At 68.6% G+C, this 24,959-nt stretch carries 17 protein-coding genes; 10 read left to right on the forward strand and 7 right to left on the reverse strand.

Translation table 11 applies throughout. The annotated features are described in order from the left end of the window. Window positions 1–19: 19 nt before the first annotated feature. Complete coding sequence (locus tag VMT40_RS01310; RefSeq protein WP_326356150.1) at window positions 20–2,815, reverse strand: FHA domain-containing protein; 2,796 nt, start codon at window positions 2,813–2,815, stop codon at window positions 20–22. A 100-nt stretch (window positions 2,816–2,915) separates the two neighbouring features. Between VMT40_RS01310 and VMT40_RS01315 the strand changes: the two genes are divergently transcribed. Continuing rightward, complete coding sequence (locus VMT40_RS01315) at window positions 2,916–4,394, forward strand: metallopeptidase (RefSeq protein WP_442789883.1); 1,479 nt, start codon at window positions 2,916–2,918, stop codon at window positions 4,392–4,394. A 29-nt stretch (window positions 4,395–4,423) separates the two neighbouring features. Here the strand turns inward: VMT40_RS01315 and VMT40_RS01320 are convergent, their stop codons facing one another. Beyond that, window positions 4,424–5,776, reverse strand: coding sequence for an FHA domain-containing protein (locus tag VMT40_RS01320; protein WP_326356151.1), 1,353 nt, complete (start codon window positions 5,774–5,776; stop codon window positions 4,424–4,426). Window positions 5,777–5,931: 155 nt separating this feature from the next. On the opposite strand from VMT40_RS01320, the gene VMT40_RS01325 reads away from it, so the two are divergent. The 5 genes from VMT40_RS01325 (at window position 5,932) to VMT40_RS01345 (ending at window position 10,873) form a co-directional block, all read left to right on the forward strand. After that, the gene (locus VMT40_RS01325) at window positions 5,932–7,506 is read left to right on the forward strand and encodes a serine/threonine-protein kinase (protein WP_326356152.1); all 1,575 of its coding nucleotides are present in this window, start codon (window positions 5,932–5,934) and stop codon (window positions 7,504–7,506) included. A gap of 35 nt (window positions 7,507–7,541) precedes the next feature. Then, a complete protein-coding gene (locus VMT40_RS01330) occupies window positions 7,542–8,780 on the forward strand; it encodes a DUF7373 family lipoprotein (RefSeq protein ID WP_326356153.1) in 1,239 nt (412 codons plus the stop codon). A 14-nt stretch (window positions 8,781–8,794) separates the two neighbouring features. Further along, window positions 8,795–10,009 (forward strand): DUF7373 family lipoprotein, encoded by a 1,215-nt coding sequence (locus tag VMT40_RS01335; protein WP_326356154.1) that lies wholly within the window; start codon window positions 8,795–8,797, stop codon window positions 10,007–10,009. Window positions 10,010–10,191: 182 nt separating this feature from the next. After that, window positions 10,192–10,521: a WXG100 family type VII secretion target gene (locus VMT40_RS01340; protein WP_326309454.1), complete on the forward strand. Its 330-nt coding sequence runs from the start codon at window positions 10,192–10,194 to the stop codon at window positions 10,519–10,521. 49 nt (window positions 10,522–10,570) lie between these two features. Beyond that, a complete protein-coding gene (locus tag VMT40_RS01345; protein ID WP_326356155.1) occupies window positions 10,571–10,873 on the forward strand; it encodes a WXG100 family type VII secretion target in 303 nt (100 codons plus the stop codon). Between the two features lie 210 nt (window positions 10,874–11,083). Here the strand turns inward: VMT40_RS01345 and eccCa are convergent, their stop codons facing one another. Then, complete coding sequence (eccCa, locus tag VMT40_RS01350; protein WP_326356156.1) at window positions 11,084–15,112, reverse strand: type VII secretion protein EccCa; 4,029 nt, start codon at window positions 15,110–15,112, stop codon at window positions 11,084–11,086. 81 nt (window positions 15,113–15,193) lie between these two features. On the opposite strand from eccCa, the gene eccD reads away from it, so the two are divergent. Together eccD and mycP are read left to right on the forward strand one after the other, a co-directional pair. Next, entirely contained in the window at window positions 15,194–16,666 is a 1,473-nt protein-coding gene (gene eccD, locus VMT40_RS01355) for a type VII secretion integral membrane protein EccD (protein WP_326356157.1), read from the forward strand. Between the two features lie 44 nt (window positions 16,667–16,710). Further along, complete coding sequence (mycP, locus tag VMT40_RS01360; protein ID WP_442789918.1) at window positions 16,711–18,081, forward strand: type VII secretion-associated serine protease mycosin; 1,371 nt, start codon at window positions 16,711–16,713, stop codon at window positions 18,079–18,081. A 3-nt stretch (window positions 18,082–18,084) separates the two neighbouring features. Here the strand turns inward: mycP and eccB are convergent, their stop codons facing one another. Continuing rightward, the gene (gene eccB, locus VMT40_RS01365) at window positions 18,085–19,572 is read right to left on the reverse strand and encodes a type VII secretion protein EccB (RefSeq protein ID WP_326356159.1); all 1,488 of its coding nucleotides are present in this window, start codon (window positions 19,570–19,572) and stop codon (window positions 18,085–18,087) included. A 107-nt stretch (window positions 19,573–19,679) separates the two neighbouring features. Here eccB and eccE point away from each other — a divergent pair, with 107 nt between their 5' ends. Continuing rightward, the gene (gene eccE, locus VMT40_RS01370; RefSeq protein ID WP_326356160.1) at window positions 19,680–21,323 is read left to right on the forward strand and encodes a type VII secretion protein EccE; all 1,644 of its coding nucleotides are present in this window, start codon (window positions 19,680–19,682) and stop codon (window positions 21,321–21,323) included. A 13-nt stretch (window positions 21,324–21,336) separates the two neighbouring features. Here eccE and VMT40_RS01375 read toward each other — a convergent pair whose 3' ends face one another. The 3 genes from VMT40_RS01375 to VMT40_RS01385 all read right to left on the reverse strand — a co-directional run bounded on the left by VMT40_RS01375 (window position 21,337) and on the right by VMT40_RS01385 (window position 24,418). Beyond that, window positions 21,337–21,921 (reverse strand): NADPH-dependent FMN reductase, encoded by a 585-nt coding sequence (locus VMT40_RS01375; protein WP_326356161.1) that lies wholly within the window; start codon window positions 21,919–21,921, stop codon window positions 21,337–21,339. Window positions 21,922–21,945: 24 nt separating this feature from the next. Next, window positions 21,946–23,247, reverse strand: coding sequence for an NAD-dependent epimerase/dehydratase family protein (locus VMT40_RS01380; RefSeq protein ID WP_326357158.1), 1,302 nt, complete (start codon window positions 23,245–23,247; stop codon window positions 21,946–21,948). Between the two features lie 355 nt (window positions 23,248–23,602). Then, window positions 23,603–24,418 carry an S-methyl-5'-thioadenosine phosphorylase gene (locus VMT40_RS01385; protein ID WP_326356162.1) on the reverse strand — a complete coding sequence of 272 codons (816 nt, stop codon included), beginning with the start codon at window positions 24,416–24,418 and terminating at the stop codon, window positions 23,603–23,605. Window positions 24,419–24,514: 96 nt separating this feature from the next. Between VMT40_RS01385 and VMT40_RS01390 the strand changes: the two genes are divergently transcribed. Continuing rightward, a complete protein-coding gene (locus VMT40_RS01390; RefSeq protein WP_326309462.1) occupies window positions 24,515–24,859 on the forward strand; it encodes a metal-sensitive transcriptional regulator in 345 nt (114 codons plus the stop codon). Window positions 24,860–24,959 lie beyond the last annotated feature (100 nt).

Below are 24,959 nucleotides of genomic sequence, written 5' to 3' on the forward strand. Positions count from 1 at the left end.
GGCCTGCGCGAATCCCCGATCACGCCGCCGACTTCCGCAGGCGCAGGCGCGACCAGGTGAACAGGGCGAGCAGGATGGCGATCGCGGCCAGCACGGACACGTCCAACGACCACGCGGCCACCGTGTGCTTCCAGAAATGGTCCTTCTGCGCCGCGTCCGAGGCCGACAGCTCCGGCAGATTCACCGTGGACGCGCCCGCCGAGTAACCCCAGCGCGACGGGAACAGCCAGGAAAGCTGATCCAGCACAACGCGACCCGTCACCGGGATCATGCCGCCCGCCATCACCAACTGCGCCATGATGATCACCACCAGCAGCGGCATGACCTGCTCGTTGGACCGGGCCACCGAGGACAGCGCCAGGCCGAGCACCACGCAGGTCACCGCGGTCAGCGCGACATCGAGGTAGAGCTCGGCAATGCCGCTCGGAATCACCGAACCCTTGCTCGGCGGCTTCTTCACCGCCAGCACGATGCCGATCATGACCGCCGACTGCAGCAGCGCGGCCAGGCTGAACACCACGACCTTCGACATCAGATACGCGCCGGACCGCAGGCCGACCGCGCGCTCGCGGTAGTAGATGGCGCGCTCGCCGACCAGATCGCGCACGGTGAGCGTCGCGCCCATGAAGCACGCGCCCAGGATGAGCACCACCAGCAACTGTTGTGCCTCACCGTTGTTGGCGCGCACGAAGCTGCCGTCCGGGGCCTGCACGAAGCCGACCGACTCGAATCCGTTCTTGCCCTGCACGACCAGCGATAGCGCGCCGAGGACGAACGGCAGGATGCCCAGGAACGCCAGGTAGCCGCGGTCGGCGAAGATGAGCCGCAGCTGTCGCCGCGACAGGGTCGAGAACTGTTTGATCGGACTGGATTTCGGCGCCTTCGCCCGCTCCACCGGCTGGACCGGCGCGGGCGGTTCCGCGAAGGCTTGGCGGGAGCGGAAATTCGCGAAGGCCCGATCCGGATCGGCGGCGACCCGCCCGAAGATCTCGGCCCAGTCGTTGGTCCCCATGACGTGTCCGACGGTGCCCGGATGCCCGCAGAAGGCGGTCTTGCCGCCGGGCGCGAGCAGCAGCACCTGATCGCACATGTCCAGGCAGGCAACCGAATGCGTGACCACGATGACGGTGCGCCCGGCGTCGGCCAGCTCCCGCAGCATGGTCATGACCTGCCGGTCCAGCGCCGGGTCCAGACCCGAGGTGGGCTCGTCGAGGATCAGCAGCGAGGGACCGGTGAGCAGTTCCATGGCGACCGAGGCGCGCTTGCGCTGACCGCCGGAGAGCCGATCCACGCGGGTGTCGGCGTGCTGGGTGAGCGAAAGTTCCTTCAGCACATCGGCGATCACCTGCTGGCGGTCGGCCTTGCTGGTGTCCGGTGGCAGACGCAGCTGGGCGGCGAAGTTGAGCGCCTGCTTGACGGTGAGCTGGCGGTGCAGCACATCGTCCTGCGGCACCATGCCGATGCGGGAGCGCAGCGCCTCGTACTCGGCGTGCAGATTGCGGCCCTCGAAGGTGACCACGCCCGCCGACGGATGCGTGGTTCCCGCAATGAGTTTCGACAGCGTCGACTTGCCCGCGCCGGAGGGCCCGATCAACGCGGTCAGCGAGCCGCGCCCGGCCTGCATGTTCACATCGATGAGCAGCTGCTTGTTGCCCTCGACGGTGAACCCGACACCGTGCACGTGCAAGCCCTGTTCGGCGACCGGCCGCTGGCGGCGGACCAGCGTGCCCTCCTGCACGACGAAGTCGACATTGCCGATGGTGATGATGTCGCGTTCGCGCAGCAGCGTGCGCTGTTCGCGGCGGCCGTTGACGAAGGTGCCGTTGGCGGAGTTGAGATCCTCGATGGCCAGGCCCTGCCGGTCCGGCACCAGGCGCGCGTGGCGGCGCGAGGCCATCGGGTCGTTGACCACGATCTCGTTGTCGCTGGTGCGGCCGATGTTCAGGCCGTCGCGCGGAATCCGGTCGGCGCGCGCGATGGCGGCGGTGGAGGCGCGGGCCCGAATCGGCGGCAGCGCCGAGGTGTCCGCCTTGGTGGTCATATTGATGGCGTCGCTGGCGGGCGGCGGCGTATTCACCGGCGGGCGCGGCACATTCGGGGTGGGCGGGGTGCCCACCGGCGGAGTCTGCCGCTGCTGCACCGGATTCGGCTGCTGATGCTGCGCCGGATTCTGCTGTTGCTGCGGCCCGGAGAACGGCCGGTTCACATTGGGCCGCTGCGCCACATTCGGCCCGGCCTGCGCCACGTTCGGCCCGGCCTGGGCCGCGTTCGGATGCTGCCACGCCTGCTGCGGATTCGGCCGCTGCTGCACCGGCGGACGCTGCTGCGCGTACGGCGAATACCCGCCCTGCGGCACCGGCTGCGGCTGACCCACCTGCGGCTGCGCCTGACCGACCTGCGGCTGCGCTTGGCCCACCTGCGGTTGCGGCCGCGACGGCGGCCGGTTCGGCGGCGGCGTCATGCCCTGGCGCTGCGGCTGCGGCGAATGCGCGCCTCCCCGCGCGCCCTGCGGCAGCAGGTGCAGCAGCGGCCCGCTGATCGCGTCACCGAGCCGCACCTGGGTGGGCCGATTGATGACCAGCGGCGTGCTCAGCCGCCGGGCATCCACGAAAACGCCGTTGGTGCTGCCATTGTCGGTGAGCATCCACGACCCGGCCTCGTAGCTGAGGGTCGCGTGTACCCGGGAGACCAGCGGGCTGTCGACGAACAGCGTCACCTCCGGCGCCCGGCCCATGGTGATCTGCTGACTCGCGTCGAAGACCCGTTCGGTTCCATCATGACGCACGGTGATCTGCTGCGCCCCCGGTGAAGACATGGTGGGATGATAAGCGAAGCCCCCGGAGTCCGGCGCTGCGCTTCTTGGCCACCCGCCCGATATCGGGACAGAGATTCGATCGGCTGCAGAGGGAGTACACGTGGCGACAGGCCGGGGGGAGGCGGTGCGCTCGCGCCGGTCCACGGGAATTCGCCGCACGTTCGTGGTGGTCGGAGTGCTGGTGGTGGCCATCGCGCTCTTGTCCGGATGTACACGAACTGTTCACGGTCACGCCGTTTCCATCTATGACGACCCGTTCAAGGTAGCCGGTCTGCCCACCACGAGCGGTCCCAACGGCCCGCGCGCGGGCGTCCCGGATTCGCCGCTGACCGCACAGGATTCCGACGGCGGCCCGACCGATCACCTGGTGCTCAACGCGCTCGACGACATCCAGACCTATTGGCAGGGCGAGTTCCCGCGGGAGTTCGGCGGCACGTTCACTCCGATCGACAAGTTCATCTCCTGGAGCGCCAAGACGCCGCGCTCGCAGGCCGGACAGTTCTGCGGGCAATCCAGTTACCGGCTCGTCAACGCCGCCTATTGCCGACTGGACAAATCGATCGGCTGGGACCGCGCCGTGCTGCTGCCCGCGGTCGCCGACGAGTTCGGAAAGATGTCGGTGGTCATGGTGCTGGCCCACGAGTACGGGCACGCCATTCAGGAGATGGCCAAGATCGTGAGCACCCGCACGCCGACCATCGTGAAGGAGCAGCAGGCCGACTGCTTCGCGGGCGCGTTCATCCGAAATGTGGCCGAGGGCAAGGCCGCACACTTCACCATCAATACCTCCGACGGCCTGAATCAGGTGTTGGCCGCCACCGTCGCCTTCCGCGACGAGAATCCGGACGATCCACAGAGCGTGCACGGTTCGGCGTTCCAGCGCGTGACGGCGGTACAGATCGGCTTCACCGATGGCCCGAAGGGCTGCAAGGCCATCGATCAGCACGAAATCGACCGGCGCAGCGTCAATCTGCCGCAGGGCGTCAACGGCGATTCCGGGCAGAGCAAATCCGAGGTGAGCCAGTCGGCGCTGCAGTCCCTGGCCAAGGCGATGGCCACCATCCTGCCCATTCCGAAGGAGCCCGACTACACCTACGAGACCGCGAAACTGAACTGCCGCAATGGAACCGATACGGTGCCGGTGACCTACTGTCCGGCCACCAATGTGATCGGCACCGATGTGCCCGCACTCCACGATCGCGGAATTTCCAATGCCGACGACCAGGATGCCCTGCCCGCCAACGTCACCGGCAGCTACACCGCCTATATCGTGTTCATCTCCCGCTATACCCTTGCGGTGCAGCATGCCGCCGGGGAGGCGCTGACCGGGGCGAAGGCCGGTTTGCGGGCGGCCTGTCTGTCCGGCGTGATCACCGGCAAGCTGGCCGATCCCAATAAATCACAGGGCATCACACTGACTTCCGGCGATATCGACCAGGCCATCTCCGGCCTGCTCGCCGATGGCCTGGCCGCCAGCGATACCGACGGCAAAACGGTGCCCAGCGGCTTCGCTCGCGTGGACGCCTTCCGCGCGGGCGTCCTGGGCGACCAGACCACCTGCTACTCCCGCTACGAGTAGGCCCCGCGGAATTCACCGGGCAAGGGCCGTCATCCGAACGGTGGGGGCGCGACGGGTTCCAGCCGCAGGACACGGTTGCCGAGCATGACTTCGGTGCCCGTGATCAGGGTGACCGGTTGATTCGGTTGCAGGCGAACCCAATCGCGGAAGCCCGGTGGGCGGATGCGGGTGCCGTTGGTGGAACCGCGGTCGACAAGGGTGATATCCCAGTTGACCAGGCGGATTTCAGCATGCACGCGGGACATGCCGCCGGAGTTGTCGTCGATGCGCAGGGGCACCAGGCCCGCCTTGGCCGCCTCGGATTGTTCCGGGTCGCGTCCGACCACGGCGTCCGCGGCCACCATGTAGGTCATGCCGTCGTCGAGTATCAGCATGCCCAGCGGCGGCCGAATCACCTCGGCCACCTGCTGGGTCTGATCCACCGGCATGCCGCACACCGTGCAGAAGGCGGCCCGCGGATCACTGGGATGCGCACGCGCGCATTTGAATCCGAGCACCTTGACGGTGAGCGCGGTCGCCTTGGCGGTCTGCTCGAGCCGCCGTTGCAGGTCCGGATCGGGTTTGGGCGCGGGGTTGGTGCCGCCGGTCTCGCCGGGCCCGCCCGCCTCGGTGGGCGCGTGGTGCAGGTCGATGCCCTCGGTGACCGGATCGGCCGGAACCTCGATCTCCGGCTCCGGATCCGGGCCTGCCGGAATCCGATTCGAGGTGCGCGTCGGAATCAGATTGGGGTCCAAGGGAATCGACTCGGGCGCGCGATCCCGCTCGGCGTCGAAGGCCGCGGTCGGCGGCGGCGGTTCCACCGACCGCTGCCGCGCCCCGACCGGCCGGACGGGCCGCCGCGTGACCGGCGGCTCCCCCTCGAACCACACCACCGCACCCGTGGCGGGCGCGAGTCCCTCGATGAGCGAACCGATTCCGCGCTCGGGCAGCTCCGGCGGCCGCCGCCGACCCTCGTCGATGAACAGCGCCGCGGCCCGCGCGGGCGGCTCGGCCACCCGGTCCACGGTGAAGGCGGCATCACTGCCGCGGTAGTATTCGACCGCCGACCCGGCCAGCAGCGCGGTCACCGACCCGTGCAGGAAGATGGCCAGACCACCGGTGTCGGCAATGGTGAGAATCCCGAATTCGAGGGGCTCCCCGGGCGAGATCCGCTCGGCGTCCCGCATCAACCACCGGGTCGCCTGCCGCGCGACCAGCCGCCCCGGCCCGTCCGGAGCCTGCTCGGTCGCCTCCGCGACCAGCTCACCCAGCGCCCGCGCGGCCACCACGGCCTTCGAATCGGGCGTGAGCCGCCCGCGCTCCCGATGCGCGACCAGAATGACCGCTCCGGCCACCCGGCTCAGCACATGGTCGCCCGCGACGACCTCGACCTGCCGGTCCATCAAGGGAACCGACCCCCGAGGAGCACACGGCAGGGGTTGTTCAACACAGCACCCAGGTTACGTGCCCACCGCTTTCGGGCCCCGCCGAGCCCGCGACGGTCCAGTATGCTCCGGCATGCACGGCTGCCCACTGATCAAACCCAGGAGTCCGTTTCATGGCGATGAGTCCAGGAACCATCGTCGGCGGCTATCGAATCGTCCGCGTGCTCGGTTCGGGCGGCATGGGCACCGTCTACCTGGCCAAACACCCGCAGCTGCCGCGCATGGACGCGCTCAAGGTGCTCTCGGTCGACCTCACCTCCAATCAGGAGTTCCGGGGCCGCTTCGAGCGCGAGGCGAATGTGGTTGCGGGCCTGGACCACCCGAATATCGTCGCCGTCCACAATCGCGGCGAGGAGAACGGGCAGCTCTGGATCGCCATGCAGTACGTCGAGGGCACCGACGCCTCGGCCGAGCTCAAGAACGATCCCACCGCGATGACGCCGCTGCGCGCGCTGGCCATTGTCACCCAGATCGGCCGCGGCCTGGACTACGCGCACCGGCGCGGCCTGCTGCATCGCGATGTGAAGCCCGCCAACTTCCTGCTCTCCAGCGCCGACGGCGAGGAGGAGCGGGCCCTGCTCGCCGATTTCGGCGTCGCCAAGTCCACCGAGGACACCACCGAGCTCACCCAGACCGGCAGCTTCGTGGCCACCATCGCCTACGCGCCGCCCGAACAGCTGTCCGGCCAGCCGCTGGATCACCGGGCTGATATCTACAGCCTCGGCTGTGCCTTCTTCAAGCTGCTCACCGGCCGAAACCCTTATCCGGCAACGCAACCGGCGCTGGTCATGATGGGCCACCTGCACGAGCCGCCGCCGCGCGCCACCGATGTCAACCCGCATCTGCCCGCGGCCCTGGACCAGGTGTTCGCGCGGGTCATGGCCAAGAACCCGGCCGAGCGCTACAACTCGTGCCGCGATTTCACCGAGGCCGCCGCCGCGGCGCTGGTGCCCGGCTACATGCCGGTGTCCACCACCACCTCGCCCACCTACCCGATCCAGGTGGCCCCGCCCGGCATGTTCGCCCCGCGCGGCGAAACCCGCACCGGCATACCGGCTACCGCGGCCGAACCCACCACCGCGGACCGGCCGCCGCGCAACCGCACGAAGCTGTATATCGGCATCGGCTCGGCCGTCGTGGCGGTGGCGCTGGCGGTGGGCATTGGCATCGTGGCCACCGGCGGCGACGGAAGCCACGGTGCCGCACCGACATCCGCCACTGCCACCGCCGCGGCCGATGCGAATCTGAGTCCGGTGGACAAGGCGCGCAAGGACAATCCGGCCTTCGCGGGCAAGGTCGTCACCATGGTCGATGTCACCGGCGCGCAGTTCAACACCAAATACAGCATCTATCTGGCCGGAACCCAGCAGGCGAAGTTCCTCGAGAGTCTCGGTTTCGTCTACAACAGCCAGTACCAGCCGAACGGCGACGAGACCTCGCCCCGGCCCGCCGACGGCTGGGGTTCGCTGAAGGTGCCCGACGACTCCTACATCATCGCGGTGCGCAGCGACGAGAAGGCGGGCGGCGGCGGCCTGCTCGGGCTGCCCAGCGAGATCACCAGTTCCAAGGCCGTGGTCATTCCGCTCGATGACGCGGCGGCGGTCGCGGCCGTGCGCGGCTGGACCCCCGATTCCACCCAGACGCTGGTGAACAAGCTGGTCCCGGTGCTGCACAACCGGATCAAGTAGGGTTGCCCGCGAAAGATCGTCAGTCCGGGGGAACCATGCGCAAGCTCATTCGTGCGGCAGTGTCCGCAGCCGCGGTGACGGCGGTGATGCTCACCGCCGCCTGCGGCTCCGATTCCGCGGCCGGTCCGGCCCAGCCGTCCGAGCCGGTCATCGACCTGTCCAAGCTGGACACCGGCAACCTCGAGACCAAGCCCAAGCAATACGGCAAGGCGATCAACCTCGACCAGGCGAAGATCCTGGAGGCCGAGCGGCTGGCGAACTATCTGCCCCTGCCCTCGGAGATCGAGCCCGAGGTGAAGTATCCCGCCAACCCGTGGGGTAGCGCCGTGCGACCGTTCATCGATTTCGGCTCGGCGGCGGTGAAGTCGCGCATCACGGCCGACCCGGGCGCGATGAACGCCGCCGCGCAGGGCTTCGTCTCCGGCTATCTGATCGCCGGGCAATCGGACGAAGAATTGAATCTGTCCTATGAGCTCGAGAATGTCGTGCTCATCTTCACCGATGAGCAGGCGGCCGCCGCGGCCGCGCCCGCGCTCGGACAGACCGATCTGGACGCCGACCCGCAACACCACCGGGTGTCGATCGACAAGTACCCGGCGGCCTTCGCCTACGTGACCGACGACCCGGACCACTACGCGGCCGGTTATCTCCAATCCTGGTACGCCACCGGCAGATACGTCGTCTACACGCGCGTCGTCGACAATGTGATGGACGTGCTGCAGACCCGGGACCTGCCCAAACTGGTTGCGCACGTGCAGCACAGCATCGACGCCATCGCCCCCGCGGTCGCGAAGTTCCCGGCCACCCCGCAGGACAAGCTGGCGGACTTGCCGATCGATCCGGACAACGTGATCGGCCGCGCCATATATACCGTCGTCGACGATCCGTCCGAGGCCGGTATGCCCGGCGTCTACGACCGACAGGGCGGCCTGCAAGTGGTGCAGGGCGAGGACGAGATCAAGCTCTTCGACGAGGCGGGCGTGGATCGTGTCGCGTGGAAGGGCGGCTACGTCTACCGCGCGCGGGACGCCGCCGGAGCGGCGAAGATCGTCGACCAGCACAGTCGCCTGAAGCGCACCTACGTGCGCGCCGACTCGCCGCAGAACCTGCCGAACGCGGTGTGCCGCAAGTACATCGGACCCACGGCGGGTGCGATGCCGTACTACTGCTTCGTTTGGCACGACCGCTATGCCGCCGAGGTGTGGGCCGGTCAGCTGTTGGATGCCCAGCAGCGCATCTCCGCGCAGTACGCCATGCTGGTCAACGCGAAGTGAGGGGGGAGCTCATGGTGTCACGACGAATTCGACTGGCCGCCATCGCCTGTGGTCTCACCGCGCTGGCCGGGTGCGGCACGCACGTGGACGGTACCGCGCTACCCGGCGAAATCGATGTCCGCACTTTGGATGTCGGCAATTACCCGGTCAATCCGCTGGAAACCCGCTACCACTACTACCCGGACCTGTTCAGTGGCGCGGTGCTGGCTCAGATGCGGCTCGACGGGCAGGTGGTGACCGGTCCGGAGATCGATCCTGGCCAGAAGTACGGCACCGGATCGAACGGATTCGACAAGGCCGAGGACGCCGCGCAGATTCTGGCCAAGGTCTCGCAGCCGGTGCTCGAGGCCGATCACATGCTGTTCGGCTTCGCCACCGGCACAGCCGACAAGCCCAAGGAGAAGTACGGCGAGCTACCGGCGGGCAGCGCGCACACGCTCACCGTGGTCATGCAGTTCCCGGACGCGGCCACGGCGACCAAGGCGGCCGCCGAGCTCGAGGATGTCGACTTCCAGGTCGCGGCGGATATCAATCAGCGGGTGTCGCTCGCGAAATACCCTGACGCCCACAGCCATTGGCGGCCGGGCATCGCGACCCTGGGATCGTTTCTGGCGCACGGCAGTTACGTCGTCAACACCATGGTCGGGGTCAAGGATCCGGATCTCACCGCGCTGACCGACCTCACCCAGAAGATCTATGACGCCCAGCTGCCGCTCCTGGACGCGCTGCCGCCCCTGGATCGCGAGGGCATGCTGCGTCTGAAGTGGGATCCGGACGGCATGCTGCGACAGGTGTTGAACCCCAACGGGTTCGGCATACCCGACTACGACAGTGAATTCGCCTCCGGCGAGCGCGGCTTCCTGCACCGGGTGAACGATCAGAGCCGCTGGCGGCAACTGGTGTCCGACGGCGGCGTGGACCGATTCGCGCTCACCGGCTCGGCCTACGAGGGTCCGAGCCTGCTGTTCCGCGCCCGCGACCCGGAGGCGGCGCGCAAGTTCGCCGCCGAGAGTCTGGGCACCGCCTTCCCGGGCGCGGTCGACGCCCCGCCGAAGGTGCCCGACACCCAGTGCGGCGAGGGCAAGTCCGACACCCTCAATGACAAGAAGCGCTACCGTTGCGCAATCGCCTATCGACGCTTCGTGGCCACCGTGGATTCCGATCAACTCTCCGACGTCTATCAGCGGGCGGCGGCGCAGTACGCGCTCATGGCGAATAGCACCTGGTGACAGGTTTGTGAGCTTCCTCTCGCGTGGAGGTTCTCACCCCCGCCGGATTGGCACTGGTCAGGGGCACCGATCCTTGGATAGTGTGCTGACTAATAGCTACATCAGGGGTGGAACCGTCGGGTCGTGACCTACGTCTAATCACTGCGAACAGGTCGTCCGCCCGCGAATCGAAAGGAGGCACCGTGGCCGGTGCATTCGAAGCCAGTAATGAGCTCATCCAGGCCAAGGCCCAGGAGTTCCAGAAGACGCACGACATGCTGATGCACGCCATCGCCGATCTCAAGCGCGATGAGGACAGCATGGTTGCGGGCTCCAACTGGAGGGGCGGCGCCGCCGACGCCTTCAACGCGTTCATGCAGCGCTACTACTTCCAGGCCGACAAGCTCAACGACAAGTTGATGCACACCGCCGAGACCCTGATCAAGGTCGGCTCCAACTACGAGGAGCACGACAAGGACTACCAGTCCAAGGTCAACGCGCAGATGTCGAGCCTCGACCTCCCGGCCGTCTGACCGACCCCGGCCTCCCCCTCTTTTCGAACCTTTGGCAAAGGAATTCACCATGGCAGCAATCGACGGCCAGATCATCTCCGCCCATTTCGAAGGCGTCGCCGACGGCGCGAACTCGATCATCCGCCGCGCGGAGGTCATTCGCGACCAGCTCGAGGCGTTCCACCGCAGCGTCGAGGAGTTCGTCCAGAACAACTGGAAGGGTGACGCCAACGACGCGTTCGCCGACCTCCAGCGCATGTGGAACCAGCACGTCCTCCAGCTCAACACCACCCTCGATGGCGCGGCCACCCTGGTCCGCACCGGCAACGCCGAACTCCAGGCCAAGGACACCGCCCTCGCGGGCCTGTTCTAGGAGCTCCCCCGCCTCCCCGGGACTTTAGCGGGCGGCTAAGTGCCGTCGACCGTCTCGCATCCGTGCTTGCGGTCTGGTGCCGAAACTATCTTGGGCGTACCCGGCACCGCGGCACGAAACCAGTTCACACGTTGGCATTCGAAGAACCCCCTTCGTGGGGAGAACTTCATAGCGGGCGGGCCCCGGCGGTGTGCCGGGGCCCGCTCGTATTCACGTGTCGGCGGGGGGCATCCAGCCGGTTTGGATGAGTTCCTCGCTGGCGCGGGTGGCGTAGGTGCCGCGGCCCGGGGGCATGAGGGAGGGGCGGGTGTTGCCGAAGAGGACGCCCTCGTCGCGGCTGCAGCTCATGACCAGGGAAGCGGAGTTGAGTTCCTTCAACCGGTTCAGGGTGGCCTCGTACATGGCTCGGCCCGCGCCGCCGGAGCGGCGGGCCAGAATGACGTGGAAGCCGAGGTCGCGGGCGTGGGCGAGGTGGTCGACCATGGCGTGCAAGGGGTTGCCGCTGGCATTGGCGACCAGGTCGTAGTCGTCGACGATGACGTAGAGCTCGGGGCCGCGCCACCAGGAACGGTCCTTGAGCTGTTGCGGGGTGACGTCGGGGCCGGGCATGCGCTGGGTGACGTAGGCGGCCAGGTCCGCCATGTTCTGGGTGAACTGCGGCGCGGTGGTGCCGTAGCCCGCGAGGTAGCCCTGGGGGACGGTGCCGAGCATGGTGCGGCGGTAGTCGCCCATGATGATGCGGGCCTGGTCGGAGGTGTTGGACGCGCAAATGGACTGGACCAGGGAACGCAGCACGGTGGTCTTGCCGCTTTCGGAGTCGCCGATGATGACGAAGTGTTGGCTGACTGCCAGGTCCAGATAGACCGGGGCCAGGGCGGATTCGTTGATACCGAGCGGGAAGCTCAGGCACGGCTTGGCAGGGTCCACCTCCGACGGCCAGTCACTTGCCATGCGCAACAGCTCTTCTCGCGGCAGTCGTTCCGGCAGCATGCGCACGCGCGGGGCCGGGCGACCGGGGGTGAAGTGCGCGATCGATGAGACGGCCTGCGCCACACCGGTTCCCAGGCTCGACGGATCCGAATTGCCGTCCACGCGCGGCAGGGCCGTCAGCATGTGCAGTCCGTCGGCGGTCATGCCGCGTCCGGGACGCCCCATGGGAACCAGCGCCGCGAACTTGCGGCCCAGATCCGAGTCCATCGGATCGCCGAGCCGCAGTTCGATCCGCGTGCCGATCTGATCCTTGAGCGCGGGCCGCGCCTCGGCCCACCGATTGAGCGACATCACCACATGGACGCCGTACGAAAGCCCTTGCACCGCAAGGTTCATGACGGTCTGCTCCAGCAGCTCGAACTCCTGCCGGAACGCGCCGTAGCCATCGATCACCAGGAAGACATCGCCGAACGGGTCCTCCCGCACGCCCGCGGCGGTGTCGCCGCCCGCCTCGCTGGCCCGCAATCGCCGGAACTCGGCCATGGATTCGACGCCCAACTGCCGGAAACTCGCCTCGCGCCGTCGCACGATGCCGACCATCTCGGCCACGGTGCGCCGCACCTTGTCCTCTTCCATGCGGCTGGCGACCGCGCCGACATGCGGCAGCCCCTCCAGCCCGACCATGGTGCCGCCACCGAAGTCCAGCAGATAGAACTGCACCTGTTCGGCGGTGTGCGTCAAGGACATCGCCATGACCAGCGCGCGCAGGGCCGTCGACTTGCCGGACTGCGGTCCGCCGACCACCGCGGCATTGCCGCGCGATCCGGACAGGTCCACCACCATGGGATCGCGCCGCTGATCGTAGGGCCGGTCGACAATGCCGATCGGGGCCCGCAGTGCCGCAACGGGATTCCAGTCGCCGGTGAGAATCGAGCGCGGCAGCAGTTCGTCCAGCGTGGGCGGCTCGCCGAGGGGCGGCAGCCAGATCTCGTGGGCGGGACGGCCGTGCCCCCGCACCCGCGACACCAGCATCTGCAGATTCGAGATCTGCTCCGCCTCCGCGGGCTCCTCGATAAGCTCCGGCAGCGCGGGCGGCGGAATCCGGTCGGAGGCACGGAATTCCACGTGTCCGGCGGTGAACGGCCGCGCGACCGTCTCGACCTCGACCGACTGCGAGGTCACCGTGACCTCGCGATACGAGCCGCCGCCGAGATAGGGCCCGGAGACATAGGCCGACTGGAACCGCTGAATCTCCCCCGAGTCCGATTTCAGATACCCGCCGCCGGGATTGTTCGGCAGGTTGTACGCGTCCGGAACACCCAGCACCTGACGGGATTCATTGGCGGAGAACGTCTTCAACCCGATCCGATAGGACAGGTGGCTCTCCAGCCCCTTGAGTCGTCCCTCCTCGAGCCGCTGCGAGGCCAGCAGCAGATGCACGTGCAGGGACCGCCCGAGACGGCCGATCATGGTGAACAGTTCCGCGAAATCCGGGTGCTGCGACAGCAATTCGGAGAACTCGTCGAGCACCACGAACAGCGCGGGCATGGGGTCTAAATCCGCGCCCGCGGCCCGCGCCTTCTCGTATTCGGAGACATTGGCGAAATTGCCCGCCGCGCGCAGCAGTTCCTGGCGGCGGTTCATCTCACCGGCCAGCGCGTCACGCATGCGATCGACGAGGTCGGCCTCCTCCTCGAGGTTGGTGATGATGGCCGCGACATGCGCCACGCCCTCGAGCCCGAGGAAGGTCGCGCCACCCTTGAAGTCCACCAGCACGAAGTTGAGCTGATCCGGCGAGTGCGTGGCAATGAGCGAAAGCACCAGCGTCCGAAGGAATTCCGACTTACCCGAACCGGTCGCGCCGATGCACAGCCCGTGCGGACCCATGCCGCCCTCGGCCGCCTCCTTGATATCGAGCACCACCGGCAGCCCGTCGGCCCCGACACCGAACGGCACCCGCAGCCGTTCCCGACCATAACGCGGCTTCCACGCGGTCTCGGGCGTGAACGACCCGATATCACCCAGCGACAACAGCTGCGACCAGCTCGAAATGACCTCGCCCTCTTCGCCGGTCGCCTCGGCGGTGCGCGGGGCCGCGGCCCGATACGGCGCGAGCCGCCGCGCCGCCTGCTCGGCCTCCTTGGCGGTGATCCGGTCGATGACCGCGAAGCGCTCCATGACCCCGGACGCTCCGCGCCCGGCGCATTCCCCGTTCTCCACCACCATCTGAATGCCCCGCGAGGCAGCCAGCCGGGGCGCGTAACCACACAGATCGATGACGGTGACACCCTCGAATCCGGTCTCCCGCAAGGGATCTTCCTCGGCCTCGAGCAGCCCGCCGTCCACCACCAGCACGATCTGGGTCAGGTTCGGATTGGGTGGTTGATTACGCGAGTATCGAACCCGGTTGTACAGCAATGGATTCAGATCACTGTGCGCCTCCCGAATGGACCCGTACACCATGCGCCCGCTGCCCACCCCGTCCTGCGAGTCCGGATGCTGGGTGTGCGGCAACCATTTGGTCCATTCCCATTCGCGCGCGGTGTCGGGTCCGCAGACCACGGCGATCAGCACGTGGTCCGGGCCCTGGAACATGGCCAGCTGCAGCAGCATGGCCCGGGTCATCTCGCGGGCCTGTGCCCGGTCGCCGGTGAGCTGGACGCTGGCGAAGCCCTTGATGGCGATGGCGGTGGGCAGATCCGGAACCGTGGAATGGGTGCGCACGAACCGGCGCAGCGAGACCGCCGCAATGGGTTCGAGCTCCTCGACGGGCCCAGTTTCCGGGGCGACCAGTCTCGTAGCAAGCCTCTGGCTACCGAGCCCGATGCGGGCGTGGCAGAAGTCCTTGTCCCCCGGCCGCCGCTCCCACATCCGGGTGGTCCCCGCCAGCATCCAGATCAGTCCGGGCTCGGGATGACTCCATTCGACGGCCGCCCGCTGCTGCGCGGCCGTCTCCTCCACATCGCGCCGGACCTGATCGAGATAGCGCAGATAGTCCTTGCGGTCCTCATTGGCCTCGGCCGCCCGCTGCCCCTTGCCGCCCTGTCCCGCGTACATCCCGACCATGGAAAACACCATCATCATCGGGAACATGAGGCTCATCGGATTGGACGCCAGGCCGTTGCCGGAGGTGATCATGAGCGCCACCATGCCGAGCATGCCCACACCCATCACGACGGGCATGAGCTTCTGGAAGAGGTTGGCCGGAACCGCCCGCGGTATCTCCGGCGGGGGCTGCAGGGTCACCTCGCCACCGGGCGAGCGGGGCATCTCCCGGCGGGGACGGCGCTGGAACCGAACGGTGCTCATCAGTGAAAAATCACCCATCGAATCCGTTGGATACGCGGTCTCAGTGTACGGACGGCAACCATCATGCCGTACAGTGCGGGCGTGACGCACTCGCGTACGGACCATTTCGACGCACTCCGCCCCCACGCGGCGGGCACCGTCCGCGCGCCCGATCTGGCGCGCGTCACCATTCTGGCCAAGCACACCCAGGTCGATATGGCCATTCCCGTCGATGTGCCGGTGGCGCTGGTCATTCCGAGCGTGGTCGACATGGTCGATCAGCACAATCGGGCCAATGACTTCGACACCGACGGCGAACAGTTCGAGCCGCACGAGTGGGTGCTGGCCCGCATCGGCCAGCCGCCCTTCTCCAACTCCCTGAGCCTGTCCGAGCAGGGCGTGCGGGACGGGGAGTTGCTCATGCTGGAGAGCGCCGAGCACATCGCGCCCACACCGCTGTTCGACGACATCATGTACAACGTCGCGATCGCCGACGCCGACCACTTCAAGGGCTGGACGCCGCGCACGGCCCGGCTCACCGGATCGGTGCTGGCCGTGGCCATCATGCTGACCGGCTGCTTCGGCCTGCTGGCCGCGCCCACCGCGATTCCGGGCTGGGTGAGCGGCATCGTGGCCACCTTCGTGACACTGCTGCTGGTCACCGCGAGCATGGTGATCGCCCGCATGTACCACGATCACGCCAGCGCGCTGGTGCTGGGCGGCTGTACGCTGCCGACCGCCTTCAGCGCGGGCATGCTGTACGTGCCGAGCCATTACGGCTGGGCCAATGCGCTGCTCGGCGCGGTCTTGACCGGTGCGACAGCGATTCTGGTGTGGCGGGTGAGCGGCGTCGGCCCGGGCCTGTTCATCGGCGCGACCACGGTGGCGGTCTACGCGATTCCGGCCGCGCTGGTCGGTCTGCTCACCGATGTGTCCGCCCACGCCATCGGCGGCGGTGTCGCGGCCCTGGGTCTGGCCGGATTGTCGCTGGCCCCAAGGCTTTCCATGCTGCTGGCCAAGCTGCCGCTGCCGCCCGTCCCGGCCCCGGGCACCCCGATCGATCCGACCGAGGACGATCCGGACGATCACCGCGCGCTGCCCACCATGGAGGCGCTGCGCCTGAAATCCGAACGCGCACGCCACTATCTGGCCGGGCTGGTCGCGGCCACGACCGTGGTGGTCGTGGCCGGTGCGGTCACCGCCGTGGACCCGACCGCCGACAGCCCCTACTGGCCGGGTTTGGCGTTCGCGCTGGTGTGCGCGGTCGTGCTCCTGTTCCGCAGCCGCACCTACGCGGGCGCGGAACAGGCCGTGGTGCTCATTGTCGGCGGCACCGCGATCGTGCTGCTGGTGCTCATCGGCGCGGCCCTCACCCAGCGGCAGCCGCTCACGATTTTCGGTGTGGCACTGCTGCTTTTCGCGGCGGCGCTGGTGCTGGGCATCCTGGTTCCCCGCCAGCAGGCGACGCCGCCCATGCGTCGCGCGGTGGAGTTGCTGGAGTACGCGTTCGTGGCCGCCGTGGTGCCGCTGGCCTTCTGGGTGACCGACCTCTACACGCTGGTCCGCGGACTGTGAGAGCCCGCGGAACCCGCACGGCGACCGCCATATCCGTGCTCGCACTGAGTGTTTCGCTAGGACTCGGTGCCCAACCGGGCACGGCCGCCGCCGACCGGCCGCCGCCCATCGATGCGGGCCTACTGCCGCCGGGCGGTCCCGCGGTGCCCCCCACCGAGACCGAGCATCCGGCCAATTCGCCGTGCTTCAGCACCCAGGCCGGTGGTGACGGGCCGACCATTCCGCCGACGCAGCGCACCCTGGATCTCCCCGACGCCTGGCAATTCTCCCGTGGCGCAGGCCAATTGGTGGCGGTCATCGATACCGGCGTGTCACCGCATCCCCGCCTGCCGGGCCTCATTCCGGGCGGCGATTACGTCGCGGCGGGTGGGGATGGCACCGAGGACTGCGATGCGCACGGCACCATCGTGGCGGGCCTGATCGCAGCCACGCAGATGGACGGGCAGGGGTTCGCCGGGGTGGCACCCGAGGCGCGGATCATGACCATTCGCCAGACCAGTGCGCTATATCAGACCAAGGGCGCGGGCCGGGAGAAGGGCCCCGACGACATGCCCGACGGCTACGGCAAGATCTCCGCACTGGCCTCGGCCGTGCGGCGCGCCGCCGACGCGGGGGCGCGGGTCATCAATATCTCGCTGGTCGCCTGCCCCACCAGCGAACCCACCAGCTCGGACATGGGTGCGCTGGGCGCGGCCGTACAGTACGCGGCCAACGTGAAGGACGTGGTCATCGTGGCGTCCGCGGGCAATACCGACACCTGCAAGGCGAGCAATCCGGGCCTGGATCCGTTGCACCCGTACGAGGATCCGTGGAATCGGGTCTCGTCGTATGTGGTCCCGGCCTGGTGGGACGCCTACGTGCTGTCGGTGGGTTCGGTGGACGCCTTCGGCCAGCCCTCCAAGTTCACCGTGCCCGGGCCGTGGGTGGGTGTGGCCGCGCCGGGCGAGAACATCATCTCCCTGGACCCCCGCAATACCGGGCTCACCACCGCCAAGGTCACCAATCAAGGCCAGGTGGTTCCTTACAGCGGAACGAGTTTCGCCGCACCGCAGGTCTCCGGCGTGGCCGCGCTCGTGCGCTCCCGCTTCCCGGACATGCGCGCCGCCGACGTGATCAAACGCATCGAGGCCACCGCGCACGCCCCGGGCGAGGGCTGGAATCCCTATATCGGTTACGGCACAGTCGATCCCGTCGCGGCACTCACCGCCCAGGTACCGGCCGAGCTCCCGCCCAAGCTCCCCGCCGCCGCCCGGGATCAACAGCTACCCTTGCCCAAACCGCCTGCCGCACCGAACAACACGCCACGCAACGTGGCCCTGATCGGCACGGGCATCGTCTCCATACTCCTGCTCCTCGGCTTCCTCGCCTCATTCCCACTGCGCCGCAGGTTCGGCGCGCACGAGGCGGACGACTGAGGCTCAGTTCGCGCTGGGCGCTTGGGTTTTCACCGGCTCCTTGGCCGGGCTGGGATCCGGGGCCACGCCGTCGTGGGCGACCATGGCGGCCTCCCGGCTCAAAGTCGGTCCGGGCGCGAGCAATCCGAGAATCGGCCAGGGCGCGGGTTCCGGCCGCACCTTCTCCGGGTCCATGCCCAGCGCCTTGGCGGCGTCGAGATTCTTGATGCCGAAGCGGACGCCGTAGTCGGAGACGAAGAACAGGCTGTCGTGGCGCTGGCTGTCGGGCTCGATGCCCGTCGACTGCACGTACGCCCCCGCGCCCGGCTTCATATAGAAGCTGTCCACATTCGGCCCATTGCCGTCGGCCTGGGCGAGCGGAACCAGCTTGGCGCGGTCGGGAATCGGGACGGCGTGCCCGGTGAGCACGGTCAGCTCGGCGTGCTTGCTGCCGTCGGAGGTGTCGGCCGAGCTCAGCGGCTGCCAGGACAGGCAGTCGATGGGCTGGTCCTTGCCGTCCACCAGCGTCGGGGCCGCGTCCGGATACTTCGACACCTGCAGGGCGGAGGACACCGGCGCGCCGGTGCGGTCGGCCTGCGCGATGTGGTCGTCGGGGGCCGCGGACCGGTAGGCATTGCGAATGATGTCGGCGGTCAGCGGCGATACCGGCTGCAGGCCGTCGGCGAGCACCACGTAGTACTTGCCGTCGGTGCGCACCTGCACCACATCGCCGATCTTGTGGTCGCCCATCGGGTAACCCGGTGCGGCCCCGGCGTTCTCGATGCGCGGGGCCACCAGGGGCAGCACCTCGGGAATGGCATTGAGCAGGCCCTCGCTGATCGGGCGCGGGGTCTGGCCGCGCAGGTCGAGGGCGTCGACCACGGCGCGGTCGTTCAGATCGATCTGGGCGCGCTCGTTGTCGTAGATCAGATAGGTGTTGTTCTTGCCCTGCACCAGCAGCGCCTTGCCCGAGGGCAGCGCGGAGGCCTTGTCCGCCAAGGTCAGATCCCCGACCAGCACCGAGGTGGTGAGGGTGCGACTGCCGTCGTTGGACAGCGCGTCGCACACCGTCCAGGTGCGGCCGTCGCCGCCGGTGAAGTTCAGCGAGGCGGGCGCGCCCGGAATGCCGATCAGCTGCCCGCGCGGCTTCTTGGCCAGCTCGGATTCCTTCACCGTGGCGGGCTTGGCGGCATCGCCCGCGGCCAGCCGCGCCGAGGCGATGTTCAGCGCCGGGTGCACCACATTGTCGAGCACCACGTACACCGCGCCGGTGTCCTTGCCGATGAGGATCTTGTTGGACCCGATCTTGTCCTGCGGCCGCAGCAGAGCCAATACTCCGCAACCCGCCAGCGCGACACACGCGAGAATCAGTCCGGCGGTCATGGCGCGGGACTGTGAGCGCATGGGATCGTGCAGCATTCGCACGTCCCTGCGGACCAGGGCGTGCTCCATGCGACGGACCAGGAAGCGGTAGCCGCTCACCTGCCATCGGGTCGTGGGTTTCGAAGGCATCCAAGTCCCGGGAGGTCGTTGCGTTCGCCGAACACAGTACAGTGACCTGGACCTTCATTCGCATTCGACCGCCTCGCGCGGACGAAATCGGGAAGCTGGGGACGCCGATGACGATCGATTCCGAGGCGACGCCGGGGCGGCCGTTGCTCGGTCGGATCTCCTTCGCCAACCTGGTGTGGGCCCAGGTTGCCGGACTGGTCGTTCTGGTCTTCGCCATGGTGTGCGGTCTGGTCTGGTGGGGCGCGCTCGCCCTCGGCATAGTGGTCGGTCTGGTTCTTTTGCTGCCGCTGGGCAAACGCACAGTTTCCGACTGGATCGCCACCCGGGGCCGCTTCCGCGCCCGCCGCGCGCACCCGCCCACCGACATCATCGACTTCCGTGCCCCCGACGGCCGCTCGCTCGGCCTCTACCGCGACGGCAGCCGGGTGGTGGCCGTCGTCGAGTTGCTCGCGCCCAAGGGCGGGCTGACCCGGCTCGACCGCGCCACCGTGCGCTCGACCCACCTGCTGCCGCTGCCCGAACTCGCGAAAAGCCTGAGCCAGCACGACATTCTGCTGTCCGGCATCGATATCGTCTCGCATGGCTACCGCAGCCGCTCCGGCACGCCCGCGGGCGCGATCTACGAATCGCTGCTCGGCCCGCTGCCCGCCACCGCGCACCGGACGGTGTGGCTGGCCATTGCCTTCGACCCGCTCACCTGCCCCGATGCCGCGGCCCGGCGGGGCGGCGGGCTCGAAGGCGCGTGCCGGGCGGTCACCATTGCCACCCAGCGCATCGTGCGCACCCTGGAGGACGCCGACTGCGCGGCCCGATTGCTCACCGCGCCCGAGATCCGGCAGGCGGCGCTGCAGGTCACCGCGGGCGTGGATCCCGGTGAGCTGACCCAACATTGGCGCTATGCCGAACTCGGCAACAGCGTGAACATCGGCGCGGCCGTGGATCCCGAGCAGCTGGCCTCCGAATTGCTCGCCCGGCTGTGGGTTCCGGCCTCGCGCGGCACCACCGTGGCCGTGCGATTGCGGCCGGGCCGCAGCGCCGACACCGTGCGCATCGGCGCGGCCTGGCGGCTCACCGCCCGGGAGTTGCCCGAGGAGCCGGTGCAGCAGCACATGATCTCCATGAACGGCCGTCACCGCGAGGGTCTGCTGGCGCATCTGCCGTTCGCGGTTCCGGGACTCGACGACACCGTACCCACCGAGGTGCGCGATATCGCCGACATCGCGGCCCTGCAGCTGCCGTCGGCGGGCTGCGGGCAGCTGCTCGGTTCCGACGAGGACGGCAATGGGGTGGCCATTCGGCTTGTCGGCCAGGGCATTTCGAGTGTCTATGTGGCGGGCGAACTCTATCTCGCCCAGCAGCTGATCTTCCGGGCCCTGGCGGTCGGCGAACGCATTCTCATTCGCACCGACCGCCCGCACGCCTGGCATCAGCTGGTAACCACCATCGGCAATCCGGAACGGCTCACCGTCGCCGCCGAAACCCACCAATCCGACGCCGATTTCACCGCCACCATCGTCGACGGCGTGCTCGCCCCCGCGCCGCACGCGGGCGTCACCACGATCTATCTCACCGGCGACCCGCTCGGCTGGCCCGGCACCAAACCGGACCTGTCCATCCACCAGCCGGGCGCGGCCGGGAACCGAATCATCCTGCGCACCGGCATCACCGAGGTCGCCCTGACCCTGGTCTCCATCCCCCGCGAGTCCACCTACATCGGAAATCCCCGCGCGGCAGCTAGTTTCGCGCGCTGACCCCACCCCGCCATCAGCTTCCCGGATACGGCTCCGCCGTCCGCGCCGCGCGCAGAGCCGTTGCCCACCAGGCCAATTGGCGCAGCATGCGGGCAGAGGCATCGATGGCCGCGCCGTCGTGGGTCTCCCCGTCGGCATCGAATTTGCGCTTGGCTTCGTGGAAGCTGACGGTCTCGCGGATCGAGACCATGTGGATCTCGGCCACCACCTGCCGCAGCTGTTCGACGGCGCGCAGGCCTCCGGAGAGCCCCCCGTAGCTGACGAATCCGATGGCCTTGCCGCGCCATTCGCGTTTCACGCTGTCGAACGCGGTCTTCAGCGAGGCCGGATAGCCGTGGTTGTACTCGGAGGTCACCGCGACGAAGGCGTCGGCGGCATCGATGCGCTGCTGATACGCCCGCACCTCGTCGTTCTCGGTCAGATCCAGCGGCAGCGGCGTGTCGATCAGATCGATGACCCCCACCTCGAACGAGCCGTCGGCGCGGGCCTGCCGCAGAAACCAGTCGGCGACCACGGGCGCGAACCGCTTGGGCCGCACACTGGCGACAATGACCTCGAGCCGAAGCGGTGTGACCTCGTGCCGAAGCGGAGTGTCCATGCCCGCGAGCCTATCGGCTGCGCCTCAGCGCCGTCCGACCCCGCGCGCGGCATAATCCGCCAGCCCTTGGGCGGGCAGGGTGCGCGCGGTGAAATCCAGGGCGTGCCGCGCCCGTTCCGGATTCGCCACCAGGTGCCGAATGTCGGTGATCCGGCACTGGCCGGTGACCAGCGGGCTCGGCGCGTCCACGGCCTTGGCCATCGTGGCGGCCACCTCCCACAGGGTGAGCGGACGCCCCGAGGCGATATTCAAGGGCACAAATCCGGCCAGCGGCCGCTCGACCGCCGCCACGGTCGCCACCGCCGCGTCCCGGACGTGCACGAAATCCCTTACCTGCCCGCCGTCTTCGAAGACGCGAAGTTGCCTACCCGCTCGCAGTTCGGACCGGAACCGCGCCACCACACCGGATTCCGCCGAGCGCACGTGCCGCCCGTCGGCCACCGGATCGCCGTACAGATGGTGGTATCTCAGCACCGCGGCATCCCCGCCGGTATTGGCCACCCAGGCCAGCGCGTAGTGTTCCTGGGCGACTTTGCTTGCCGCGTAGGCGCTTCGGGGTCGCAGGGGCGCGTCCTCGAGCATCGGCTCCCAGGTGAGCACCTCCCCCGATCGGGGCGCGCGGTGGTCGTACATGCCCCGGTCCAGATCGTTCCGTCGCCGCAGGCCGGGATAGAACGGCCCGCTGTGCTGGCCGCGATAGCGCCCCTCGCCGTAGACGGCCACCGACGATCCCAGTACCAGCCGCGGCACCGACGCCTGCTCCATCGCGGCCAGTAGCGTCGCCGTCCCCGCGTCGTTGTGCGTGGCGTACAGCGCCGCCGACCGCATTCCTTCGGCCCCGAACCGCAGCCGCTCCCCCGCCCGGCGCTGCCGCTCGGCCGCCCTCCGCCCCGCCTCCGGGTCCGGCCGACCGGCTCCGGACCCGCGCACACAGGGGCCCGCCCCGTGCCCGTCACCCGCGGCGGTCTCGGCCACGCCGCGCGCCGGGGTCGAGGCTTCGTCGCGAGGCCGCCGGGCCGCGGGAAGATGCTGCTGCAGGGCCGGATTCAGACCGCTCGACGGCGGCGGCCGACCCGGATCGCGCAGCTGCGGCACGGGTACCGCGGCGGCCAGGTGGCAGACGACGTCGACATCCTCGAGCAAGGGCTCCAACGCGTCGGGATCACGCAGATCGACGCGGGAAACATCCTCGGGCAGCACCGGATCCGGGCCGTGCACGGTGGTGAGCAGCGCATCGATGGCGATCACATCGTGACCGGCGGCCAGCAGGGCCCGATGCACATGCGAACCCAGATACCCCGCCGCGCCGGTGAGCAGTACGCGCAGGGCCCCAGGTTCGCCCGCCTTCATGCTCCCAGCCTATTCGACCGCCGCCGACCGCTCACCTCCAGCGCAGTCCGTAACCCGAATACCTATTGGGTGATGGACATTCCGGGCGATCTACACAATCTCGGGATGCCGCCGCGAGCAGGTGCAACGACGCACCGCGGGGCACAACGAAGTGCCCCGGTCGCTCGAGTGGGAAATCTCATCCTCGAATCTCACGCGACAACTGATTTCGTGCCGACCGGGGTAACTCCCCGGGTACGCCCAAAATCGGTTCGGCACCCAACCGGCGGCACGGGTTGCCGACGCCGACGGCTCTCAGCCGTCCGCTGAAGTCCCGGGGAGGCGGGGGAGCTTACGGCAGTTCGAAGGGCAACTGCACGCCGGTGCCGGTGAGGACGCGGCACTTGTCGCAGGTGTCGTCGCCCTCGACGGCGGCGACGGCGCGGCGGACCAGGGCCTTGAAGGGCACCAGGTTGCGCTCGAACTCGGCGAAGACGGCGGCGGCGCTGACGCCCTCGCCGGACTCCAGCCCGGCGTCCAGGTCGGTGACCAGAGCGATTGCGGAGTAGCACATTTCGAGCTCGCGGGCGAGCACGGCCTCCGGGTGCCCGGTCATATTGACCAGCTCCCAGCCCTGTCCGGCGAACCAGCGGCTCTCGGCGCGGGTGGAGAAGCGCGGGCCCTCCACCACGACCATGGTGCCGTAGTCGTGCGAGGGCAGCTCGTCGCCGACGGAAGCGATTGCGGCCGAACGCAGCTCGTCGCAGTACGGGTCGGCGAAGGAGACGTGCACGCCGCCCGTGTCGTAGAAGGTCTGGGTGCGGCCGGAGGTGCGGTCCACCAACTGGTCCGGCACGGCCACGGTGCCCGGCCCCCAGTCGGCGCGCAGGCTGCCCACCGCGCACGGGCCGAAGATGCGGCGCACGCCCAGCGAGCGCAGCGCCCACATGTTCGCGCGATACGGCACGGTGTGCGGGGAGAACTCGTGCTTGCGGCCGTGCCGCGGCAGGAACGCCACCGCGCGCCCCTCCACCTGACCGATGGTGATGGGCGCGCTGGGCGCGCCGAAGGGGGTCTCGACCTCGACGGTGACGGCATCATCGCCGAAGAAGTCGTAGAACCCGCTGCCTCCGATAATGGCGAGCGATGCCCGTGGATCCGAACTCATGGCACGATTCTTGCGCATGCGCGCATGAGTGGTAGTACCAGGGCAAACCATGTACCCTAGGGGGGTATTACCACCCCGGGAGTGAGGACAGCGCAGGTGACCACCGACAAGACCGCCGCCGCAGAGACCACCGCCGACCAGTCCTGCCACGACCACGCCACCCACGGCTACATCACCGCCAAGGACGACTACCTCAAGCGCCTGCGCCGCATCGAGGGCCAGGCCCGCGGCCTGCAACGCATGGTCGAAGAAGAAAAGTACTGCATCGACATCCTCACCCAGGTCTCCGCCATGACCAAGGCCCTCCAGGCCGTCGCCATGGGCCTGCTCGAAGACCACATCAGCCACTGCGTGGTCGACGCCGCCGTCGCAGGCGGCCCCGAAGCCGAAGCCAAAATCAAAGAGGCCACCGACGCCATCGCCCGCCTGGTCCGGAGCTGACAACTCTCGTAACTCTCAGGGGCTTCCCCTGAAACCCCTTACCCGCCCCAGCCCCGCACTCCCAGCGGCTCGCCTGAACCGTTTGGCTTAGTCGGTTTTG

Source organism: Nocardia sp. CDC160, from assembly GCF_035818795.1.
Taxonomy (GTDB): domain Bacteria; phylum Actinomycetota; class Actinomycetes; order Mycobacteriales; family Mycobacteriaceae; genus Nocardia.